Origin of the sequence: Nocardia sp. SSK8 (assembly GCF_037034205.1) — a bacterium.
GTDB lineage: Bacteria > Actinomycetota > Actinomycetes > Mycobacteriales > Mycobacteriaceae > Nocardia.
The window spans coordinates 82210-97102 of the sequence record NZ_JBAGKD010000017.1 but is presented as its reverse complement, the minus strand read 5'-3'; the positions used below and the strand labels follow the sequence as shown (position 1 = coordinate 97102).

Here is a 14893-nt window from a genome sequence, read left to right as displayed (position 1 = left end):
CATGGCGGCTGGCGCCGCGGGTTCTCGGCCTGTTCTCCTTCGTCGCACCCTCTGGTCGGCCCCGATCAAGGCGGCCGAGAACCGGCGGGGTTCACTCTTCGGCAGATTCTGCCCGGGGATTGAGGGGCAGGCGGACGATGAACCGCGTGTCGCCCGGTGCGGATTCGACGCGGATGTCGCCGTGGTGCTTGTTCACCACGATCCGGAACGAGATGTCGAGCCCGAGGCCGGTGCCGTCACCGACCGGCTTGGTGGTGAAGAACGGCTCGAAGATGCGGCCCTCGGCCTCGGGCGGGATGCCGGGGCCGGTGTCGCCGATCTCGACGGCGGCGCAGTCGTTCTCCTGGTAGGTGCGCACCGTGAGGGTGCCCTCGCCGTTCATCGCGTAGACCGCGTTGTCGATCAGGTTGGTCCACACCTGGTTGAGTTCGGCGGCGAAGCAGGGCAGCGGCGGCAGCGTGCGGTCGTAGTCCTTGACCAGGTGCACCCCGTCGCCGAGCTTGCGGTTGAGCATCACCAGCGTGGAGTCGAGCAGTTCGTGCAGGTCCACCACCTGATAGGGCGCGCGGTCCATCTGCGAGTACTGCTTGGCCGCGCCGACCAGGGTGGAGATGCGGGTGGTCGAGTCGGCCACCTCGTTCATCAGCAGCTCGGTCTCGATGGTGTAGTTCAGCCAGCGGATCGCGCCCTCGAACACCTGGGCGTTGCACGCCTCCAGCGTGGCGTGCACGCCCTCGAGCCAGTCGATATCCAGCCCGGCCTGCACGAAGGTGGGCGCCAGATTCCAGCCGTCGGCGATGCCGTGCTCGTCGAACCAGTCGGCCAGCGCGTCCTCCCGGTCGGCCGCCTCGAGCGGGCTCAGGTCGGGGGCCTTGGCGACCTGCTCGGCGGCCTGTTCCTGCAACTCGATCAGCTGCACCAGGGCGTCGGGCGGGAACTTCCCCTCGGCCATCATCTTGAGCTTGTGCCGCATGCCCGCCACCCGTTCGCGCAGCCCGGCGGTGGCCCGCACGGCCGCGGCCGCCGGATTGTTGAGCTCGTGGGTGAGCCCCGCCGACAGCGACCCGAGCGCCAGCAGCCGCTCCCGCTCGGCGATGCGCTGACTGGATTTCTGCCCGCCGAAGAACGCGCCCTCGAGCAGGTGCACCGCCATCGGGAACCACTCGGTGACCATCCGCGCGAAATCGGCCGCGGCCAGCACCAGGAACCGCGACCGCCGCTCGACATACATCGATCCGGCGTAGTCCTGGCTCACCTTGTCGCCGAGATAGGCCATCCACGCCCCGGCGTAGACGCCCCGGTGATCGGTGCGGTTGATCTCGATCTCGACGCCGCCGGAGAGCTTGGTCAGCCGCACCTCGCCCTCGATGAGCACGTAGAAACAGGTGGCCGGATCGCCCTCGCGATAGACCTGCCCCGGCTCGAGGTACTCGATCTTCCCGACCGCGCACAGCTCGGCCAGTTGGTCGTCGTCGAGCTTCTCGAACAGGAACAGCGTGCGCAGTTCCGCCGGATCACAGATCAACCCCATCGTCACTCCTAGGCCAGATACCGGTGGACGAGCATGACCGCCATCGCGCCCTCACCGACGGCGGAGGCGACCCGCTTGGCGGATTCGGCGTGCACGTCACCGGCCACGAACACGCCCGGCACGCTGGTCTCCAGATGATGCGGTGGGCGCGGCAGCTCCCAGCCCGGCGGCCGCGCGCCGTCGACCATCAGGTCCGGCCCGGCCAGCACATAGCCCGCCTCGTCGCGCACCACCACGCCGTCGAGCCAGCCGGTCTGCGGCGCGGCGCCGATGAACAGGAACAGCCGCTGTGACTCGACCTTCTCCTCGGTCCCGGCGCGATTGTCGCGCAGGATGATTCGCTCGAGATGATCGTCGCCGTCCACGCCGAGCACCTCGGTCTCGGTGCGGACCACGATGTTGGGGATCTGCGCGATCTGCTGGATCAGATAGTGCGACATGGATTTCTCCAGCGAGTCGGCCCGCACCACGATGTGCACTCGGCGGGCATTGCGCGAGAGGAACACCGCCGCCTGGCCCGCCGAGTTCGCCCCGCCGACGATGTAGACGTCCTGTTCGGCGCAGTCGGCCGCCTCGGTCATCGCCGAGCCGTAATACACACCGCGCCCGGTGAATTCGTCGACGCCCGGCGCCGGATGACGTCGATAGTCGACGCCGGTCGCGATCAGCACGGTGTGCGCGCACAGCCGCCCGCCGTCGGCGAAGCGCACCGTGCGCGCCGAGCCGTTGATCTCCAGGCCCACCACATCGCGGGTGGTGATGATCTCCGCGCCGAACTTGTTGGCCTGCCTGCGTGCCCGATCCGCCAGCTGCGCGCCCGAGAGCCCGTCGGGGAAGCCGAGATAGTTCTCGATCCGCGAGCTCTGCCCGGCCTGTCCGCCGGTCGCGGTGCGCTCCACCAGCACCGTGCGCAGCCCCTCGGACGCGCCGTACACCGCCGCCCCGAGCCCGGCGGGACCACCGCCGACGACGATCAGGTCGTAGAAATCCCCGCTGGGTTCCACCGCGAGCCCGACGTTCTCGGCCAGCTCGCTGTCGGTGGGCTGGATCAGCGCGTCGCCGCCCGGCGTGATCACCACCGGACAGGTGGCCGGGTCGGCCCCGGCGGCCTCGAGCAGGCGGGTGCCCTCCGGTTCGTCGACCGGGTACCAGCGATACGGCAATTGGTTGCGCGCCAGGAACTCCCGCACCTGCGAGGACCGCGGCGACCAGCGATCGCCGACCACCTTGGTCTCGTGCACCGGCCGCTGTTCGGCGCTGCGCCAGGCGTCGAGCAGGCCGTCGAGCACCGGGTAGAGCTTCTCCTCCGGCGGGTCCCACGGCTTGAGCAGGTAGTGGTCCAGATCGATGACATTGATGGCGTCGATCGCGGCATTGGTGTCGGCGTAGGCGGTCAGCAGCACGCGCCGCGCGTAGGGGTGCAGGTCCATGGCCTGCTCCAGGAACTCGATGCCGTCCATGCCGGGCATCCGGTAGTCGGCGATCAGCACCGCCACCGGCTGCCCGCGCAGCTTCATCTCGCGCAGCGCCTCGAGCGCCTGGGGTCCCGATTCGGCCCGCAGAATCCGGTAGTCGGCCCCGTAGCGGCGGCGCAGATCACGCACCACCGCCCGGGAGACCCCGGGATCGTCGTCAACGCTCAGAATGGCCGGTTTGGTTACCGCGGGAGTGCTCACGATTCGAGTATCCCCTGTGCGCGGTACTCAGAGCTGGTTGTGCAGCACGAGGTCGAGTTCGGTGGGGGTGAGCAGGCGTTCGCGCTGTTCCTCGCGTTTGCGCCGGGTGCCCCGGGAGACGAACGCGTCGGGCAGCGGAATGCCGTCCTCCGGAGCGATCGTGGGCAGCACGGGGACGTCGTTGATGTGCCTGCGGGGCAGGAGTGAGCGCAGTTTCACGGCCGATCACCTCGGGTTGACGACGGGAACGCTGGGCTGAGCGGCATCGATCAGCAACGTCGGTAGCGAAGAGTTTGCCAGCGAGTCCCATCTGGTGCAACCGGGACAAGGTGGACACGGCGAGCCGACCGGCCGGTGGCCCGCTCCATCGCAGGCCACCCCGGTTTCGGCGGTGTGGAACTACTGCCAGGCGGGCAGCGTGACAACCTGTGCGGCGTAGGACAGTCCGGCGCCGAAGGCGATCAGCAGGGCGGCGTCGCCCGGCTTCGACTCGCCCTTGCGCAGCAGCGCCTCCACGGCCAGCGGGATCGATGCTGCGGAAGTGTTGCCAGCTTCCTCGATGTCATTGGCCAGCGCGCAGTGCTCCGGCAGCTTCAGCACCCGGGCCATGATCTCGATGATCCGGCCGTTGGCCTGGTGCGGGATCATCGCGTCCAGGTCCTCGGTGGTCAGCCCGGCCCGGTCGATGGCATCGCGGCACACCTTCTCCAGCGAGTGCGCCGCCCAGCGGAACACCGCGGTGCCCTCCATCGTCAGATAGGGGCGCACCGCGTCGGTGCCCAGCTCGTCGATCTCGGTGAAGAACTCCATCCAGTCCTTGGTCTGGCGGATGGCGTGGTGCTGGGTGCCGTCCGAGCCCCACACGGTCGGGCCGATGCCCTGTTCGTCGGCCGGGCCGACCAGCACCGCGCCCGCGCCGTCGGCGAACAGGAAGGCGGTGGAGCGGTCGGTGAAGTCGAGCGCGTCGGTCAGTCGTTCGACGCCGATCACCAGCACGTGCTGGGAGGTGCCAGCGCGGACCAGGTCCGAGGCCATTCCCAGGGCGTGACAGAACCCGGCGCAGCCCGCCGAGATGTCGAACGCGGCCGCCCCGGTCATCCCCAGTTCGGTCGCGATGCGCGGGCCGACCGCGGGGGTGAGCAGCAGGTGCGTCGAGGTCGCGACGATGACGCAGTCGACCTGATCGACGGCCACCCCCGCCGCGGCGATGGCGTCGCGGGCCGCGGCCACGCTCATGCTCTGGATGGTTTCCTCCGCCGAGGCGAACCGGCGGGTCTTGATCCCCGAGCGGGTGCGGATCCACTCGTCGCTCGAGTCGATCGGCCCCGCGATCTCGTCGTTGGTGACCACCCGGGCGGGGCGGTAGACGCCCAATCCGAGAATTGCGGTGTGCTCCGCCCCCGTCGTCTGGGCGATTCGAGCAGCCATTGTGCGTCTCCTATGTACCTGTCAACCTGCGGTTGCACCGCCGGGTGTACCCGAGCCATCGAAATCCGTGCCGCATCGCCCGTTGCCCGCGCGTGGACAACATGTGAACGCGAAGACATGAGGCGCCCTCATATTAGCCTGCCGATGAGAGAAAGTCGTGTCTTATGTCACAACTGCTCGGGGGTATACCTTGGAGAGAAGGCGATTGCTCGCCCGGCCCATCGAGGGATCGAGGACACCATGCTCGGACTCGGCATCATCAGTTGGATCATCATCGGCGGTCTCGCCGGATGGATCGCGAGCAAGTTCATGAAGACCGACGCGCAGCAGGGCATCCTGCTCAATATCGTCGTCGGTGTCGTCGGCGGCCTGCTCGGCGGCTTCATCCTGAGCCTCTTCGGCGTCGATGTCGAGGGAGCGGGCTGGATATTCAGCTTCTTCACCTGTCTGGCGGGCGCCTGCGTCCTGCTGTACCTGGTGAAACTGTTCACCGGACGTAAAGCGGCGCACTGACCACGGGTGCAACCTGCGCGGTTCCCGTAAGGTGTGAGCGCTGTTGTCGTCACACGAAAGAGGGAACCCGTGGCCCGCCGTCCCACCCCGCCCGGCACCCCCGAGACCACCGGAGTCGGCCATGTCGTCGACCTGGTGCGGGCCGCCGTACCTCCGCTGCATCCCGCGGGTCTGCCGTTCGTCGCGGCGCCGCTGGCGGTCGCGGTCGTCGGCGGGAAGAACAAGTGGGTGCGCCGAGCCGGTCTGACGGCGGCGGCGGCCTGTGCGGCGTTCTTCCGGCACCCGCACCGGGTGCCGCCGAACCGCCCCGGCGTCGTGGTCGCGCCCGCCGACGGTGAGATCGCCCTGGTCGACACCGCCGTGCCGCCCGCCGAGCTGGGTCTGGGCGATCAGCCGCTGCCGCGCGTGAGCATTTTCCTGTCGGTGCTCGACGTGCACGTCCAGCGCGTGCCCGTGTCCGGCACCGTGCGCGAGGTGCTGCACCAGCCGGGCAAGTTCCTCTCCGCCGACCTGCCCGAGGCCTCCGACGCCAACGAGCGCAACAGCATGCTCATCGACACCGCCGACGGCAAGCAGGTCGTCGTGGTGCAGATCGCCGGTCTGATCGCGCGCCGCATCGTCTGCGACGCCCGGGTGGGCGACGCGCTCACCATCGGCGACACCTACGGCCTGATCCGCTTCGGCTCCCGCGTCGATACCTATTTCCCGGTCGGCACCGAACTGCTGGTGAACCCCGGCCAGCGCACGATCGGGGCCGAAACCGTCCTGGCTGTGCTGGGATGATCGAACAGGCGCACTCCTCGCGACGTAAGCGCCCCCGTTCGGTGCGTCTGCTGCCGAGCGTCGTCACCATTCTCGCGCTGTGCGCGGGCCTGTCGGCGGTGAAATTCGGCCTCGACGGCGAGCTGGGCATCGCGCTGGCGATGGTCGGCGCCGCCGCGGTGCTCGACACCCTCGACGGCAGGCTCGCGCGCATGCTCGACGCCACCACCAAGATGGGTGCGGAGCTGGACTCGCTCTCGGACGCGATCTCCTTCGGCGTCGCCCCGGCGCTGGTGCTCTACGTGACGCTGCTCGACGGCTACAGCGCGGGCTGGATCGTTGCCCTGCTGTACGCGGTGAGCCTGGTGCTGCGCCTGGCCCGGTTCAACACCCTGATGGACGACGACTCGCGCCCCAACTGGGCGCGGGAGTACTTCGTGGGCGTGCCCGCCCCCGCGGGCGCGCTGATCGCGCTGGTCCCGATCGCGCTGAAGGTGCAGTTCGGTGACGGCTGGTGGGACGGCTTCACCTTCGTGGCCGCCTGGACCATCTTCGCGGCCCTGCTGTGCGTGAGCACCATCCCCACCCTGGCGATGAAGTCGGTCTCGGTCGCTCCGCAGGCCGCCGCGGGCCTGCTCGTGCTGACCGCCCTGGCCGCCGCCCTGCTGGTGACCTATCCGATCGTGCTGCTGCTGATCCTGGTCGGCCTGTACCTGGCGCACATCCCGTTCGCCTGGCGCTCGGCCCGCTGGGTGGCCGCGCGTCCGGAGACCTGGCAGCACAAGCCAGCCGAACGACGCGCCCAGCGCCGGGCCCAGCGCAAACTGCCCGGCATCCGCCGCCCCGCTATCCGCGGGTCGGCGCGCCTGCGCCTGCGCAGGCCCCGCTGATCAGCGGTTCGACTCGTCGGTCACCAAGCGGTAGGCCATGTAACCCATGAACCAGACGGTGAGGGCAATCGCCGAGTAGAAGAGCACTTCGATCGCGGTAACAAGCATGAGACGGTGTTCCTTTCCGGGTACCGGGTTCGACCTACTCTAACGGCCGGGCGAGCCCGGTCCCGCGCCGAGGCGCTGTGCCGCCCGCCACGCCAGTTCCGCGGCGGCCCCGGCGGTCGCCGCGCGGGCCCAGACCACGGCCCTGGCAGCTCCGGGTTCGGCGCCCGGGTGGTCGTCGACCTCCACCCGCACCCCGTCGAAACCCTCGGCCGCGTCGATCCCCGCGATCGGCTCGCGCCCGGCGATCCTGATCTCCCGCGCGCAGACCGGAGCCGGTGCCCCCGCCACCGCCGCGCGCACCCGGTCCAGCACCGGTAGCCCGACGGCCTGATCGGCCGCCAGCTCCGCCAGATCGATACCGGTCGACCGGTGGATGAGCGAACGCAGGACCGGACCGGGCAGCCCGATGTCGAAGGCGAGGACCGCCGTCTCGGCAGCGCGGTGCAGGGTGACCACCGCCAGGCCGGAACGCAACCCGGCCGCCCTGGCGAGTCGTGTCGCGTGGTCGTGGAACTCCGCCGCGAGCGCGTCGTCGATTCCCGCGGGCGGCAGCGCGCTGGCGTCGCGGCGACCCCCTTCGCTCCCGTGCGGCGCCCCGATCAGCGCCACCGGCTGGATCTCGCCGCCCTCGGCGAGCAGCACCGCGATAGCCCTGACGCCAGTGAGATCGGCCTCCGCCACCGGTGCGGCGATCGCCGCACCGGTGAAATCCGGATACAGCCGCGTGCCGAGCCGGGCGGCGATGATCTTGGCGTCGGCGGTGTGCCGGGAATCGAAGGCCGCCACATGGGTGAACTCGCGGCGCTCGTGGGCGTGCTCGACGATGCGGAACCGGTCCGCGCCGCTGTCGAAGTCGAGGACGGCGTCGGGGATGTCGGCGGCGGGCAGCGCCGCCAGCTCCGCGGTGTCGCACACCAGGGAGACCCGTCCGGCTCTCCCGTCCGCGGTGAGCAGTGGTCCGGGGATTCCGGGTGGGCCAACCACCAGGAGATGCACGGATGTCATGCATGCCAACGCTAGGGATGCCGAGCACAGTGCGACAGGTGGTAGCGGGCATTTCCGCGAAGTCTGGCCAGGGGTCGTAGCCGGGGCGGGCCGAGGGTCGTAGTGGGTCGGAGCCGTCCGGGCGATGCCGCGAGATCGCTTGCGGCGAAAGGCTGTTCGGCATGTTCCTGACTGTGCCGAGCTCGCCGATCGCCGCGCCGATCGGCCTGCGGATCCTGCCGCCCGCCGCCCTGCGGCTGCCCGGGATCGCCCACGCCGTGCTGCGTGAGGCGCGCCCCGTCGTCCTCGGCATGTTCCTGCTGCGCCTGGTGGTGGGCGTGGCGCAGGGCACCGGCATCACCACGGCCTCCGCGCTCGTGCTGACCGGCTGGATGGCCCTGGTCACCGCGGTCTACCTGATGAACGGCCTGTCGGATCTGACCGGTGACATCGCCAATGGTTCGCGCCGCCCACTCGCCGCCGGAGAGCTGTCGGTCGAGACGGCGCGGACGGCGGTGGGTGTACTCACCGTCGCCGGACTGCTCTGTTGCGCGGCGGCCGGTGTCACCCAATTCTTGCTGGCCGTGGTGTTCTCGGCACTGGGCGCGGGCTATTCGTACGGCCCGAAGTTCAAGGAACGCACCTCGTCGGCCTCCTTCGCGGCGGGTGCGGGCATCGCCCTGACCTACCTCGCCATGTGGTCCGTCGATCCGCACAGCCTCACCATCGTCCTCGTGGATATCGCTGTCGCGGGCTGGGTTTCGCTGTGCTGCGCGGTCAAGGACTTCTCCGATGTGCACGGCGACCGCCTCGCGGGCAGGCGCACCTGGCCGGTCCGGTTCGGCGAGCGTCGTGCGGCACAGCTGATCTCGGCACTGTCGATCTCGTTCGCGGCGGCCCTGTGCGCACTGGGCGTATTCGTCGCCGCCGTGCTCCCGGTGGCAGCGGTCCTGCTGGTCGGCGCGCTCGTGGTCGCGGTCCGCGCGCTCACCGGCACCGACCCCCGGGCCCCGTACCGGGCCTTCATGGTCACCCAGCTGGCCGCCAACGCCTGCCTGTTCGGGGTGGCCGTCACCCTCGGGTGACCGCGACCACGGGGAACAGACCTAATAGTCTTGTCCTGTAGCTGTTCGTCGCTCGGGTGCGCTAGTCTACGCCGAAGCGCCGTTCCACCCGGGGGAGACATATGGGAGAAATCACCGTGCTTGCCGGTCGGTTGTCCGGTACCGGTCGCTACCTGACCGAGGCGGATCGCATCCGGATTGTCGCGGCGTACGAGAAAGCGCTTCGCCGCCAGAACAATCCGCTGACGGAGAACGCGGAGACGCTGTTCCAGCTCATTTCCCAGGCACAGGTGATCATGACCGTCGCCGATGCGATGATCGGCTGGCTGGTCGATTCCCGGGATATCGCCGCCGTCGACGATCAGGCGCTCGAATCGCTGTATCGCGATGTGCAGCAACTCAGTCTGGAGATCGGCGTCGACCGGGCCGGCGCGGGCGTGGCACCCGCGCATTCGCTCGCCGCGGCGACGGCGATATTCGGTGCGGCCCAACCGGTGGTCGCGGAATGCCTCACCCGCTACGGTGTGGAATCGCCGGAAGTCGAGGCGGGCACCATCGTGCACCGCGCCATCATGGACCGCGTCACCATTGCCGCCTCGACCTATGTCGACTATCTGCTCGAGCGAATTCATCGCTCCCACAAGGACGAACGCCGCCGCCTCGCCCGCGACCTGCACGATATGGCCGCACCCGCCGTGGCGATCGGATTGCAGAATATCGATATCTTTTCCGCGCTGCGGGAATCGGATCCGGAGGAATCGCAGCGGCGGCTGGCGGCCGCGCGCGACAGCCTGCTCGAGGCCACGCAGGTGATTCGCGATCTGGCCGCGCAGTCGCGCGAGGCGGTGGGCCGCGGTGGTCTGCGCAATGCCATCCTGCGCTACACCGAATCGGTCTCCCCGGAGATCGCGGTGACCCTGAAGTCCGCCGGTGACCTCAGCCGTCTGCCCGCCTCGTACTGCGAGGAGCTCTACCTGGTGACTCGCGAGGCCATCCGCAACGCGGTCACTCACGCCGACCCGGCCGCCATCGAGATCACCGTCGACGCCACCGACGACCGGCTGCGGATCACGGTGGCCGACGACGGTCGCGGTTTCGACGCGCAGAGCGTGCGCATCGATGACGGCGAGCACATCGGCCTGTTCTCCATGCGTGAGCGGGCCGAGCTGCTCGGCGGTGAGTTGCGGGTCGGCTCGGAGCTCGGGGTGGGCAGCCGGGTCACCGTGGAGGTCGCGATTCCCGACCACCGCGTGCACAGCATCGTCCTGGAGCGGAGCGAACGCCGATGAAGACCCTGGATGTCGCGGTCGTCGACGACCACAGCCTGTTCCGCAAGGGTGTCATCCAACTGCTGCAATTGGATCCGGCGATCACCGTGGTCGCCGAGGGGGAATGCAGCGCCGACGCCATCGCCATCGCCGAGGAATACGCGCCGTCGGTCATGTTGATGGATGTGGAGATGCCCGGCAACGGCCCGGAGAAATGCCTGTCCGGGGTGCTGGCGGCCAGCCCGAACACCTCGGTCCTCATTCTCACCATGCACGACGATGTCGCCTATGTGCGCAGTCTGGTCAGCTGCGGTGCGGCCGGGTACATGCTCAAGACCATCGATCACGGCGAATTGATCGCGGCGGTGAAATCGGTCTCGGCGGGTTCCTCGGCCGTGCGCGTCTCGGTTTCGCGGTCCACGCTGGCCGCGCTCACGTCGACACCGGAAGAGAAACCCGCACAGGCGATTTCCGCACGGGAACTCGAGGTGCTGCAGCTGGTCGCGGGCGCGGCCAGCAATGCCGAGATCGCGGCGAAACTCTACGTCAGCCAGGGCACCGTGAAGCGCCATCTCACCAATATCTACACCAAGCTCGGTGCCTCGAGCCGCATCGATGCGCTGATCAAGGCACGGGCGGCCGGGCTGATCGAACCAGGGCCGCAGTAGCGGACTACGACCCTCGGCCCATTCCGGCTACGACCCCCGGCCCGTTTTCCGCCGCGGCGCCGAATTCCACTGTCGGTGCGCGGATGGGCGTCCCTACGGTGGGTTCATGAGATCACAAGCGCACAGTGGCGGGGCAGTCCAGCAGGACCGTAAGGCTGTTCGGCTGGTGGTTGTCACCCATCATCAGCTGTTCCGGGACAGCTTGCGGGCCCTGCTCGGCACCGGCCGGTTGCAGGTGGTGGGGGAGGCCGCGAGTGTGGCGGAGGCGTGCAAGGTGATCGAGCAGGCCCAACCGGACGCCGCGCTGTTCGATATCGAGCTCCCCGCGCCGCCGAACCGGCAGACCCTGGCCACGCTGCGGACCACCGCCCCGCGGACCAGGCTCGTCGCCCTCGGTTCCACCCGCGACGACGCCCTGGAACAACGCCTCACCAAACACGGAATCTCCAGCTACATCTCCAAGGAGTCCGGCGGGCACGAGCTGATGAGCCTGCTGCGCGAGACCTTCGGCGGGCACGAGCACTTCTCGCTCACCGGAATCAAGACCATGGGCAGCCGGGTCGAGGCGCTCTCCGATCGTGAGCGCGCGGTCCTGGAACTGGTCGCCCAGTCGCTGACCAACGCGCAGATCGCGCGGCGATTGCAGATCTCGGAGGCCACCGTGAAACGTCACGTGCACAACGTCTTCCGCAAGCTGCGCGCGGTCTCCCGGATGGACGCGGTCCAGAAGAGCGGCCTGCTCTCGGCGGCCGCTACACCAGGCAGGGCGCAGCGGGCTCCGGCGCACGCGCGGCCCGCGACTGCCGCAACGACGGCTGGTCGATTCTGATCCCGCGCGCCGCGCAGTAGTGCGCGAGCTCCCCGCCGATGACGAGATCGCAGCCGGTCAGGTCGGCGGGGCGGGGCGCGCCGAGCAGCACCATCAGGCTCACCAACTGGTCGAGCCACCCGCCCAGCTCCGCGATCAGGGCATCGAGTCCCCTGGCGAGCAGAATATCGAGCGCGACACCGGAGATCCCGACCGCCGACGCCCCGAGCGCCAGGGCACGCGCGACATCGAGCGGATGCCGCACCCCGCCCGAGGCGAGTACCGGCAGCTCCGATCCGAGCGCCTCGAGCAGGCAGGCCGGTGCCGACTGTCCCCAGTCGGCGAGGTAGGCGAAGCCGCCGTCGGCCCGCCGACCCTGCTCGATCAGCGCGAAATTGGTTCCGCCGCTGCCGGATACATCAGCGGCAGCCACGCCGAGATCGCCCAGCCGGGTGATCGTCTCGCCGCTGAGCCCGAACCCGACCTCCTTGACGATCACCGGCACCTCGACGCCCTCGACGATGCGCCCGATATTCCCGGCCCACGCGCCGAAGGACCGATCGCCCTCCGGCATCACGGTTTCCTGCACCGCGTTGAGGTGGATCTGGAGCGCATCGGCCCGCACCAGCTCCACGGCCCGGCGGGCGTCGGCGGCGGAGGTGTTCGCATTGACATTGGCGAGCACGATCCCGTCCGGGTTCTCCTCGCGCACCACTCGATACGACCCGGCGGCACCCGGATCCCGCAGGAACGCACTCATCGAGCCGGTCGCCATGGCCAGCCCGGTCTCGCGGGCCGCGATGGCGAGCTGCCGGTTGATCACCCCGGTCCGCTCGCTGCCGCCGGTCATGGCGTTGATGAACAAGGGTGTGTGCCAGCGCATCCCGGCCACTGTCACGCCCAGGTCGACCTCGTGCCGATCGATGCCAGCCAGCGCATGATGAACGAAGCGGACGTCGTCGAATTCCCGCGCGGTGTCCGCGGCCCGGTGCAGCTCGGTGGCGAGCCGGACGTGGTCGTCCTTGCGTTCGCTGATCATGCGCTCTCCTGAGCATGTCGTGCCGCCCGGACCGGCGCGGGTCCGGGCGGCTGTCCACGGTCGAAGCCGCTGTCCGTCAGGCCTTTTCGGCGACGATCAGCAGGTACTGGAAGCTGCCGTCCTTGTAGGAGGACAGGAACGGGTTCTCCACACCGGTGGCCAGCTCGGTGTGGGTGCGCAGCTCCCAGTAGGGGATGGTGTCCGGAGTCAGGTCGATGACCTTGATCGGGATCAGGTCGTTGGCGGCCAGGGCGGCGAAGTACTCGCTGCGCAGGTGGATGTTGCAGCCGTAGTGCGCGTCGATCGCGGTGACCGCGCGCGACTTCATGCCGTTGAGGTCGTTGGCGGCGCCGGTGATGTTGACGTAGCGGCCACCGGGCGCCAGCAGTCGGGAGAACTCGGCGAAGGCCTCGAAGACGTCCACGTACATGGTGGTCTCGTTGGTCCAGATGGCCTGGCGCGAACCGGTCTCGAAGCCGGTGTGCAGCATGTTGCCGAAGTGGAAGCTGGCCTTGTCCACGCCGAGCTTGGCGGCCTGGGTGTTCGCGAAGTCGACCTGGTACTGCGAGATGGACACGCCGTCGACGTGGCAGCCGAAGCGCTGCGTGGCCATCACGCTGGTGCCGCCGCGGCCGCAGCCCGCGTCCAGCAGACGGTGCTCGGGGCGGATGTCGCCCAGGTTGTCCAGCAGCAGGTTGGCCTGCGCGGTCTCCAGGCGGTGCAGCTCGTGGATGAGCCGGTCCTCGCGGCTCTCCTCGGGACCCTCGAGCACCGAGAAGTCCGCCGCGCCGATCCCGTAGTGGTGATGGAAGATGCCGTCGACCTCACCGAGCTTGTAATTGACGCGGTCGTCGTTGGGATTGTCGTTCCAATACGCCGCGACCGATCGCTGGTACGCCGTGCGCAGCACCTCGTTGTTTTCCAGAACGGCGGTCATATCGGGTGTGTCCCTTCGTAGAAACGTGTCGGCGAGCGAGGTTCTCGGCGAATAGTGCGATGCGTCCCACGCTTGCTGAATATCTGACGGCGGCAACACTATTCGGGCGACGTCCGGGAATGCGAGTGCGCTACAACCTTGGTTGTAGGGCACCGCCGGAAAACCCGCGCACGGCGGTGTTCCGGCGTGCTTGCCGACGCGCCCGGAACTACACCCGCGCGCTACAACTTTGGTTGTATACGGCCTGCTGCCCGCACTACAACTCGGCACGGTTGTGACCTGCCCGGAGGCCGCGAAATTGCTCTGGAACCACTCCGGGAGCGCGTGATTCGCGCGTTGACAACGATCCGGACGGCTGAAATCGTCTCGTTTCGGCATCAGGGGATACGAGGGAATTCGAGGTCATGAATTGAGTGATTCGGGCAAGGAGAGAAGGCTGGGCCGTTTGTGCTCGGTGGACGACGGGCGATATGTCATCGTCGCCTTGGATCATTCGATGACGACCGGTCCCATCGCGGCGACCGACAGTTACGACAAATTGCTTCGGACAGTTGCCGAAGCGGGCGCCGATGCGGTAATCATGCATCGGGGTCGGGCCAAGCGGGCCATCGGCCAGCTCGGCGAACTCGGTTTGATCCTGCACGTCAGCGCGTCGACCGCGGCGGGCGCGCACAACAACGCCAAAACGGCGGTCGGCTGTGTCGACGACGCGCTGCGCCTGGGCGCCGATGCGCTCAGCGTGCACCTCAATGTCGGCTCCGACACCGAGCCGACCCAATTGCGCGAGATCGGCGAGCTGTCCTCGGCCTGCGACCGCTGGCAGATGCCGCTGCTGATCATGGCGTACCCGCGCGGTCCCGAGGTCCACGACGAGCACGACCCGCAGCGCATCGCGCACGCGGTGAGCGTGGCGGTGGACCTGGGTGCCGATCTGGTGAAGACCAACTTCGCTGGCTCGGTGACCGCCATGAGCGAAATCGTCGCCACCTCACCGATTCCGGTGCTGGTGGCCGGGGGCCAGGCCGACGGCCGCTCGATCGAGCAGATCGGCGACGACGCGGTGCGCTCCGGCTGCGCCGGGGTCGCGATGGGCCGTCAGATCTTCGAGAGCGAGAGCCCGGGCGAAGTCGTGCGCGGCCTGGTCGCGCTCGTCCACCCCCGCCGCGCGCAGTCGCCCCGCTGACCACCGCCCGGCCGAACCATCTTCGAAAGCAAGG

15 protein-coding genes are annotated in these 14893 nt (G+C 68.9%); 8 read left to right on the top strand and 7 right to left on the bottom strand.

Annotation, left to right across the window (positions count from 1 at the left end):
• Window positions 1–91: 91 nt before the first annotated feature.
• The 4 genes from WA675_RS25320 to WA675_RS25305 form a co-directional block, all read right to left on the bottom strand.
• The gene (locus WA675_RS25320; protein ID WP_336087719.1) at window positions 92–1531 is read right to left on the bottom strand and encodes an ATP-binding protein; all 1440 of its coding nucleotides are present in this window, start codon (window positions 1529–1531) and stop codon (window positions 92–94) included.
• Between the two features lie 8 nt (window positions 1532–1539).
• The gene (locus tag WA675_RS25315; protein WP_336087718.1) at window positions 1540–3207 is read right to left on the bottom strand and encodes an FAD-dependent oxidoreductase; all 1668 of its coding nucleotides are present in this window, start codon (window positions 3205–3207) and stop codon (window positions 1540–1542) included.
• A gap of 27 nt (window positions 3208–3234) precedes the next feature.
• Window positions 3235–3426 carry a hypothetical protein gene (locus tag WA675_RS25310; RefSeq protein WP_336087717.1) on the bottom strand — a complete coding sequence of 64 codons (192 nt, stop codon included), beginning with the start codon at window positions 3424–3426 and terminating at the stop codon, window positions 3235–3237.
• 180 nt (window positions 3427–3606) lie between these two features.
• Complete coding sequence (locus WA675_RS25305; protein ID WP_336087716.1) at window positions 3607–4635, bottom strand: beta-ketoacyl-ACP synthase III; 1029 nt, start codon at window positions 4633–4635, stop codon at window positions 3607–3609.
• 240 nt (window positions 4636–4875) lie between these two features.
• Between WA675_RS25305 and WA675_RS25300 the strand changes: the two genes are divergently transcribed.
• The 3 genes from WA675_RS25300 to WA675_RS25290 all read left to right on the top strand — a co-directional run bounded on the left by WA675_RS25300 (window position 4876) and on the right by WA675_RS25290 (window position 6800).
• Window positions 4876–5148, top strand: a complete 273-nt coding sequence (locus WA675_RS25300; protein ID WP_278261907.1) for a GlsB/YeaQ/YmgE family stress response membrane protein — start codon at window positions 4876–4878, stop codon at window positions 5146–5148.
• A gap of 69 nt (window positions 5149–5217) precedes the next feature.
• Complete coding sequence (locus WA675_RS25295; RefSeq protein WP_336087715.1) at window positions 5218–5931, top strand: phosphatidylserine decarboxylase; 714 nt, start codon at window positions 5218–5220, stop codon at window positions 5929–5931.
• Complete coding sequence (locus WA675_RS25290) at window positions 5928–6800, top strand: CDP-alcohol phosphatidyltransferase family protein (protein WP_336087714.1); 873 nt, start codon at window positions 5928–5930, stop codon at window positions 6798–6800. The genes WA675_RS25295 and WA675_RS25290 overlap by 4 nt, the downstream gene beginning before the upstream one ends.
• A 147-nt stretch (window positions 6801–6947) precedes the next feature.
• On the opposite strand, the gene WA675_RS25285 is transcribed toward WA675_RS25290, so the two are convergent.
• Entirely contained in the window at window positions 6948–7913 is a 966-nt protein-coding gene (locus tag WA675_RS25285; RefSeq protein ID WP_336087713.1) for a hypothetical protein, read from the bottom strand.
• A gap of 161 nt (window positions 7914–8074) precedes the next feature.
• Between WA675_RS25285 and WA675_RS25280 the strand changes: the two genes are divergently transcribed.
• From WA675_RS25280 to WA675_RS25265, 4 genes are all read left to right on the top strand, one after another.
• A complete protein-coding gene (locus tag WA675_RS25280) occupies window positions 8075–8977 on the top strand; it encodes a UbiA prenyltransferase family protein (RefSeq protein WP_336087712.1) in 903 nt (300 codons plus the stop codon).
• A 101-nt stretch (window positions 8978–9078) separates the two neighbouring features.
• Entirely contained in the window at window positions 9079–10245 is a 1167-nt protein-coding gene (locus WA675_RS25275) for a sensor histidine kinase (protein WP_336087711.1), read from the top strand.
• Complete coding sequence (locus tag WA675_RS25270) at window positions 10242–10892, top strand: response regulator transcription factor (RefSeq protein WP_336087710.1); 651 nt, start codon at window positions 10242–10244, stop codon at window positions 10890–10892. Before WA675_RS25275 ends, WA675_RS25270 begins: the two co-directional genes overlap by 4 nt.
• Window positions 10893–10998: 106 nt before the next feature.
• Window positions 10999–11721 carry a response regulator transcription factor gene (locus tag WA675_RS25265; protein WP_336087709.1) on the top strand — a complete coding sequence of 241 codons (723 nt, stop codon included), beginning with the start codon at window positions 10999–11001 and terminating at the stop codon, window positions 11719–11721.
• On the opposite strand, the gene fni is transcribed toward WA675_RS25265, so the two are convergent.
• Window positions 11645–12739 (bottom strand): type 2 isopentenyl-diphosphate Delta-isomerase, encoded by a 1095-nt coding sequence (gene fni, locus WA675_RS25260; RefSeq protein WP_336087708.1) that lies wholly within the window; start codon window positions 12737–12739, stop codon window positions 11645–11647. The two genes, WA675_RS25265 and fni, sit on opposite strands and share 77 nt — an antisense overlap.
• A gap of 76 nt (window positions 12740–12815) precedes the next feature.
• On the bottom strand, window positions 12816–13676 hold the full coding sequence (locus tag WA675_RS25255; RefSeq protein ID WP_336087707.1) for a geranyl diphosphate 2-C-methyltransferase: 861 nt from the start codon (window positions 13674–13676) through the stop codon (window positions 12816–12818).
• 409 nt (window positions 13677–14085) lie between these two features.
• On the opposite strand from WA675_RS25255, the gene WA675_RS25250 reads away from it, so the two are divergent.
• Window positions 14086–14859: a 2-amino-3,7-dideoxy-D-threo-hept-6-ulosonate synthase gene (locus tag WA675_RS25250; RefSeq protein WP_336087706.1), complete on the top strand. Its 774-nt coding sequence runs from the start codon at window positions 14086–14088 to the stop codon at window positions 14857–14859.
• The last annotated feature ends 34 nt before the right edge of the window (window positions 14860–14893 follow it).

Coding starts and splice junctions, on each gene's coding strand:
- WA675_RS25320 (WP_336087719.1), bottom strand. CDS start 1,531: ATGGGGTTGATCTGTGATCCGGCGGAACTGCGCACGCTGTTCCTGTTC.
- WA675_RS25305 (WP_336087716.1), bottom strand. CDS start 4,635: ATGGCTGCTCGAATCGCCCAGACGACGGGGGCGGAGCACACCGCAATT.
- WA675_RS25300 (WP_278261907.1), top strand. CDS start 4,876: ATGCTCGGACTCGGCATCATCAGTTGGATCATCATCGGCGGTCTCGCC.
- WA675_RS25290 (WP_336087714.1), top strand. CDS start 5,928: ATGATCGAACAGGCGCACTCCTCGCGACGTAAGCGCCCCCGTTCGGTG.
- WA675_RS25285 (WP_336087713.1), bottom strand. CDS start 7,913: ATGACATCCGTGCATCTCCTGGTGGTTGGCCCACCCGGAATCCCCGGA.
- WA675_RS25280 (WP_336087712.1), top strand. CDS start 8,075: ATGTTCCTGACTGTGCCGAGCTCGCCGATCGCCGCGCCGATCGGCCTG.
- WA675_RS25275 (WP_336087711.1), top strand. CDS start 9,079: ATGGGAGAAATCACCGTGCTTGCCGGTCGGTTGTCCGGTACCGGTCGC.
- WA675_RS25270 (WP_336087710.1), top strand. CDS start 10,242: ATGAAGACCCTGGATGTCGCGGTCGTCGACGACCACAGCCTGTTCCGC.
- WA675_RS25265 (WP_336087709.1), top strand. CDS start 10,999: ATGAGATCACAAGCGCACAGTGGCGGGGCAGTCCAGCAGGACCGTAAG.
- fni (WP_336087708.1), bottom strand. CDS start 12,739: ATGATCAGCGAACGCAAGGACGACCACGTCCGGCTCGCCACCGAGCTG.
- WA675_RS25255 (WP_336087707.1), bottom strand. CDS start 13,676: ATGACCGCCGTTCTGGAAAACAACGAGGTGCTGCGCACGGCGTACCAG.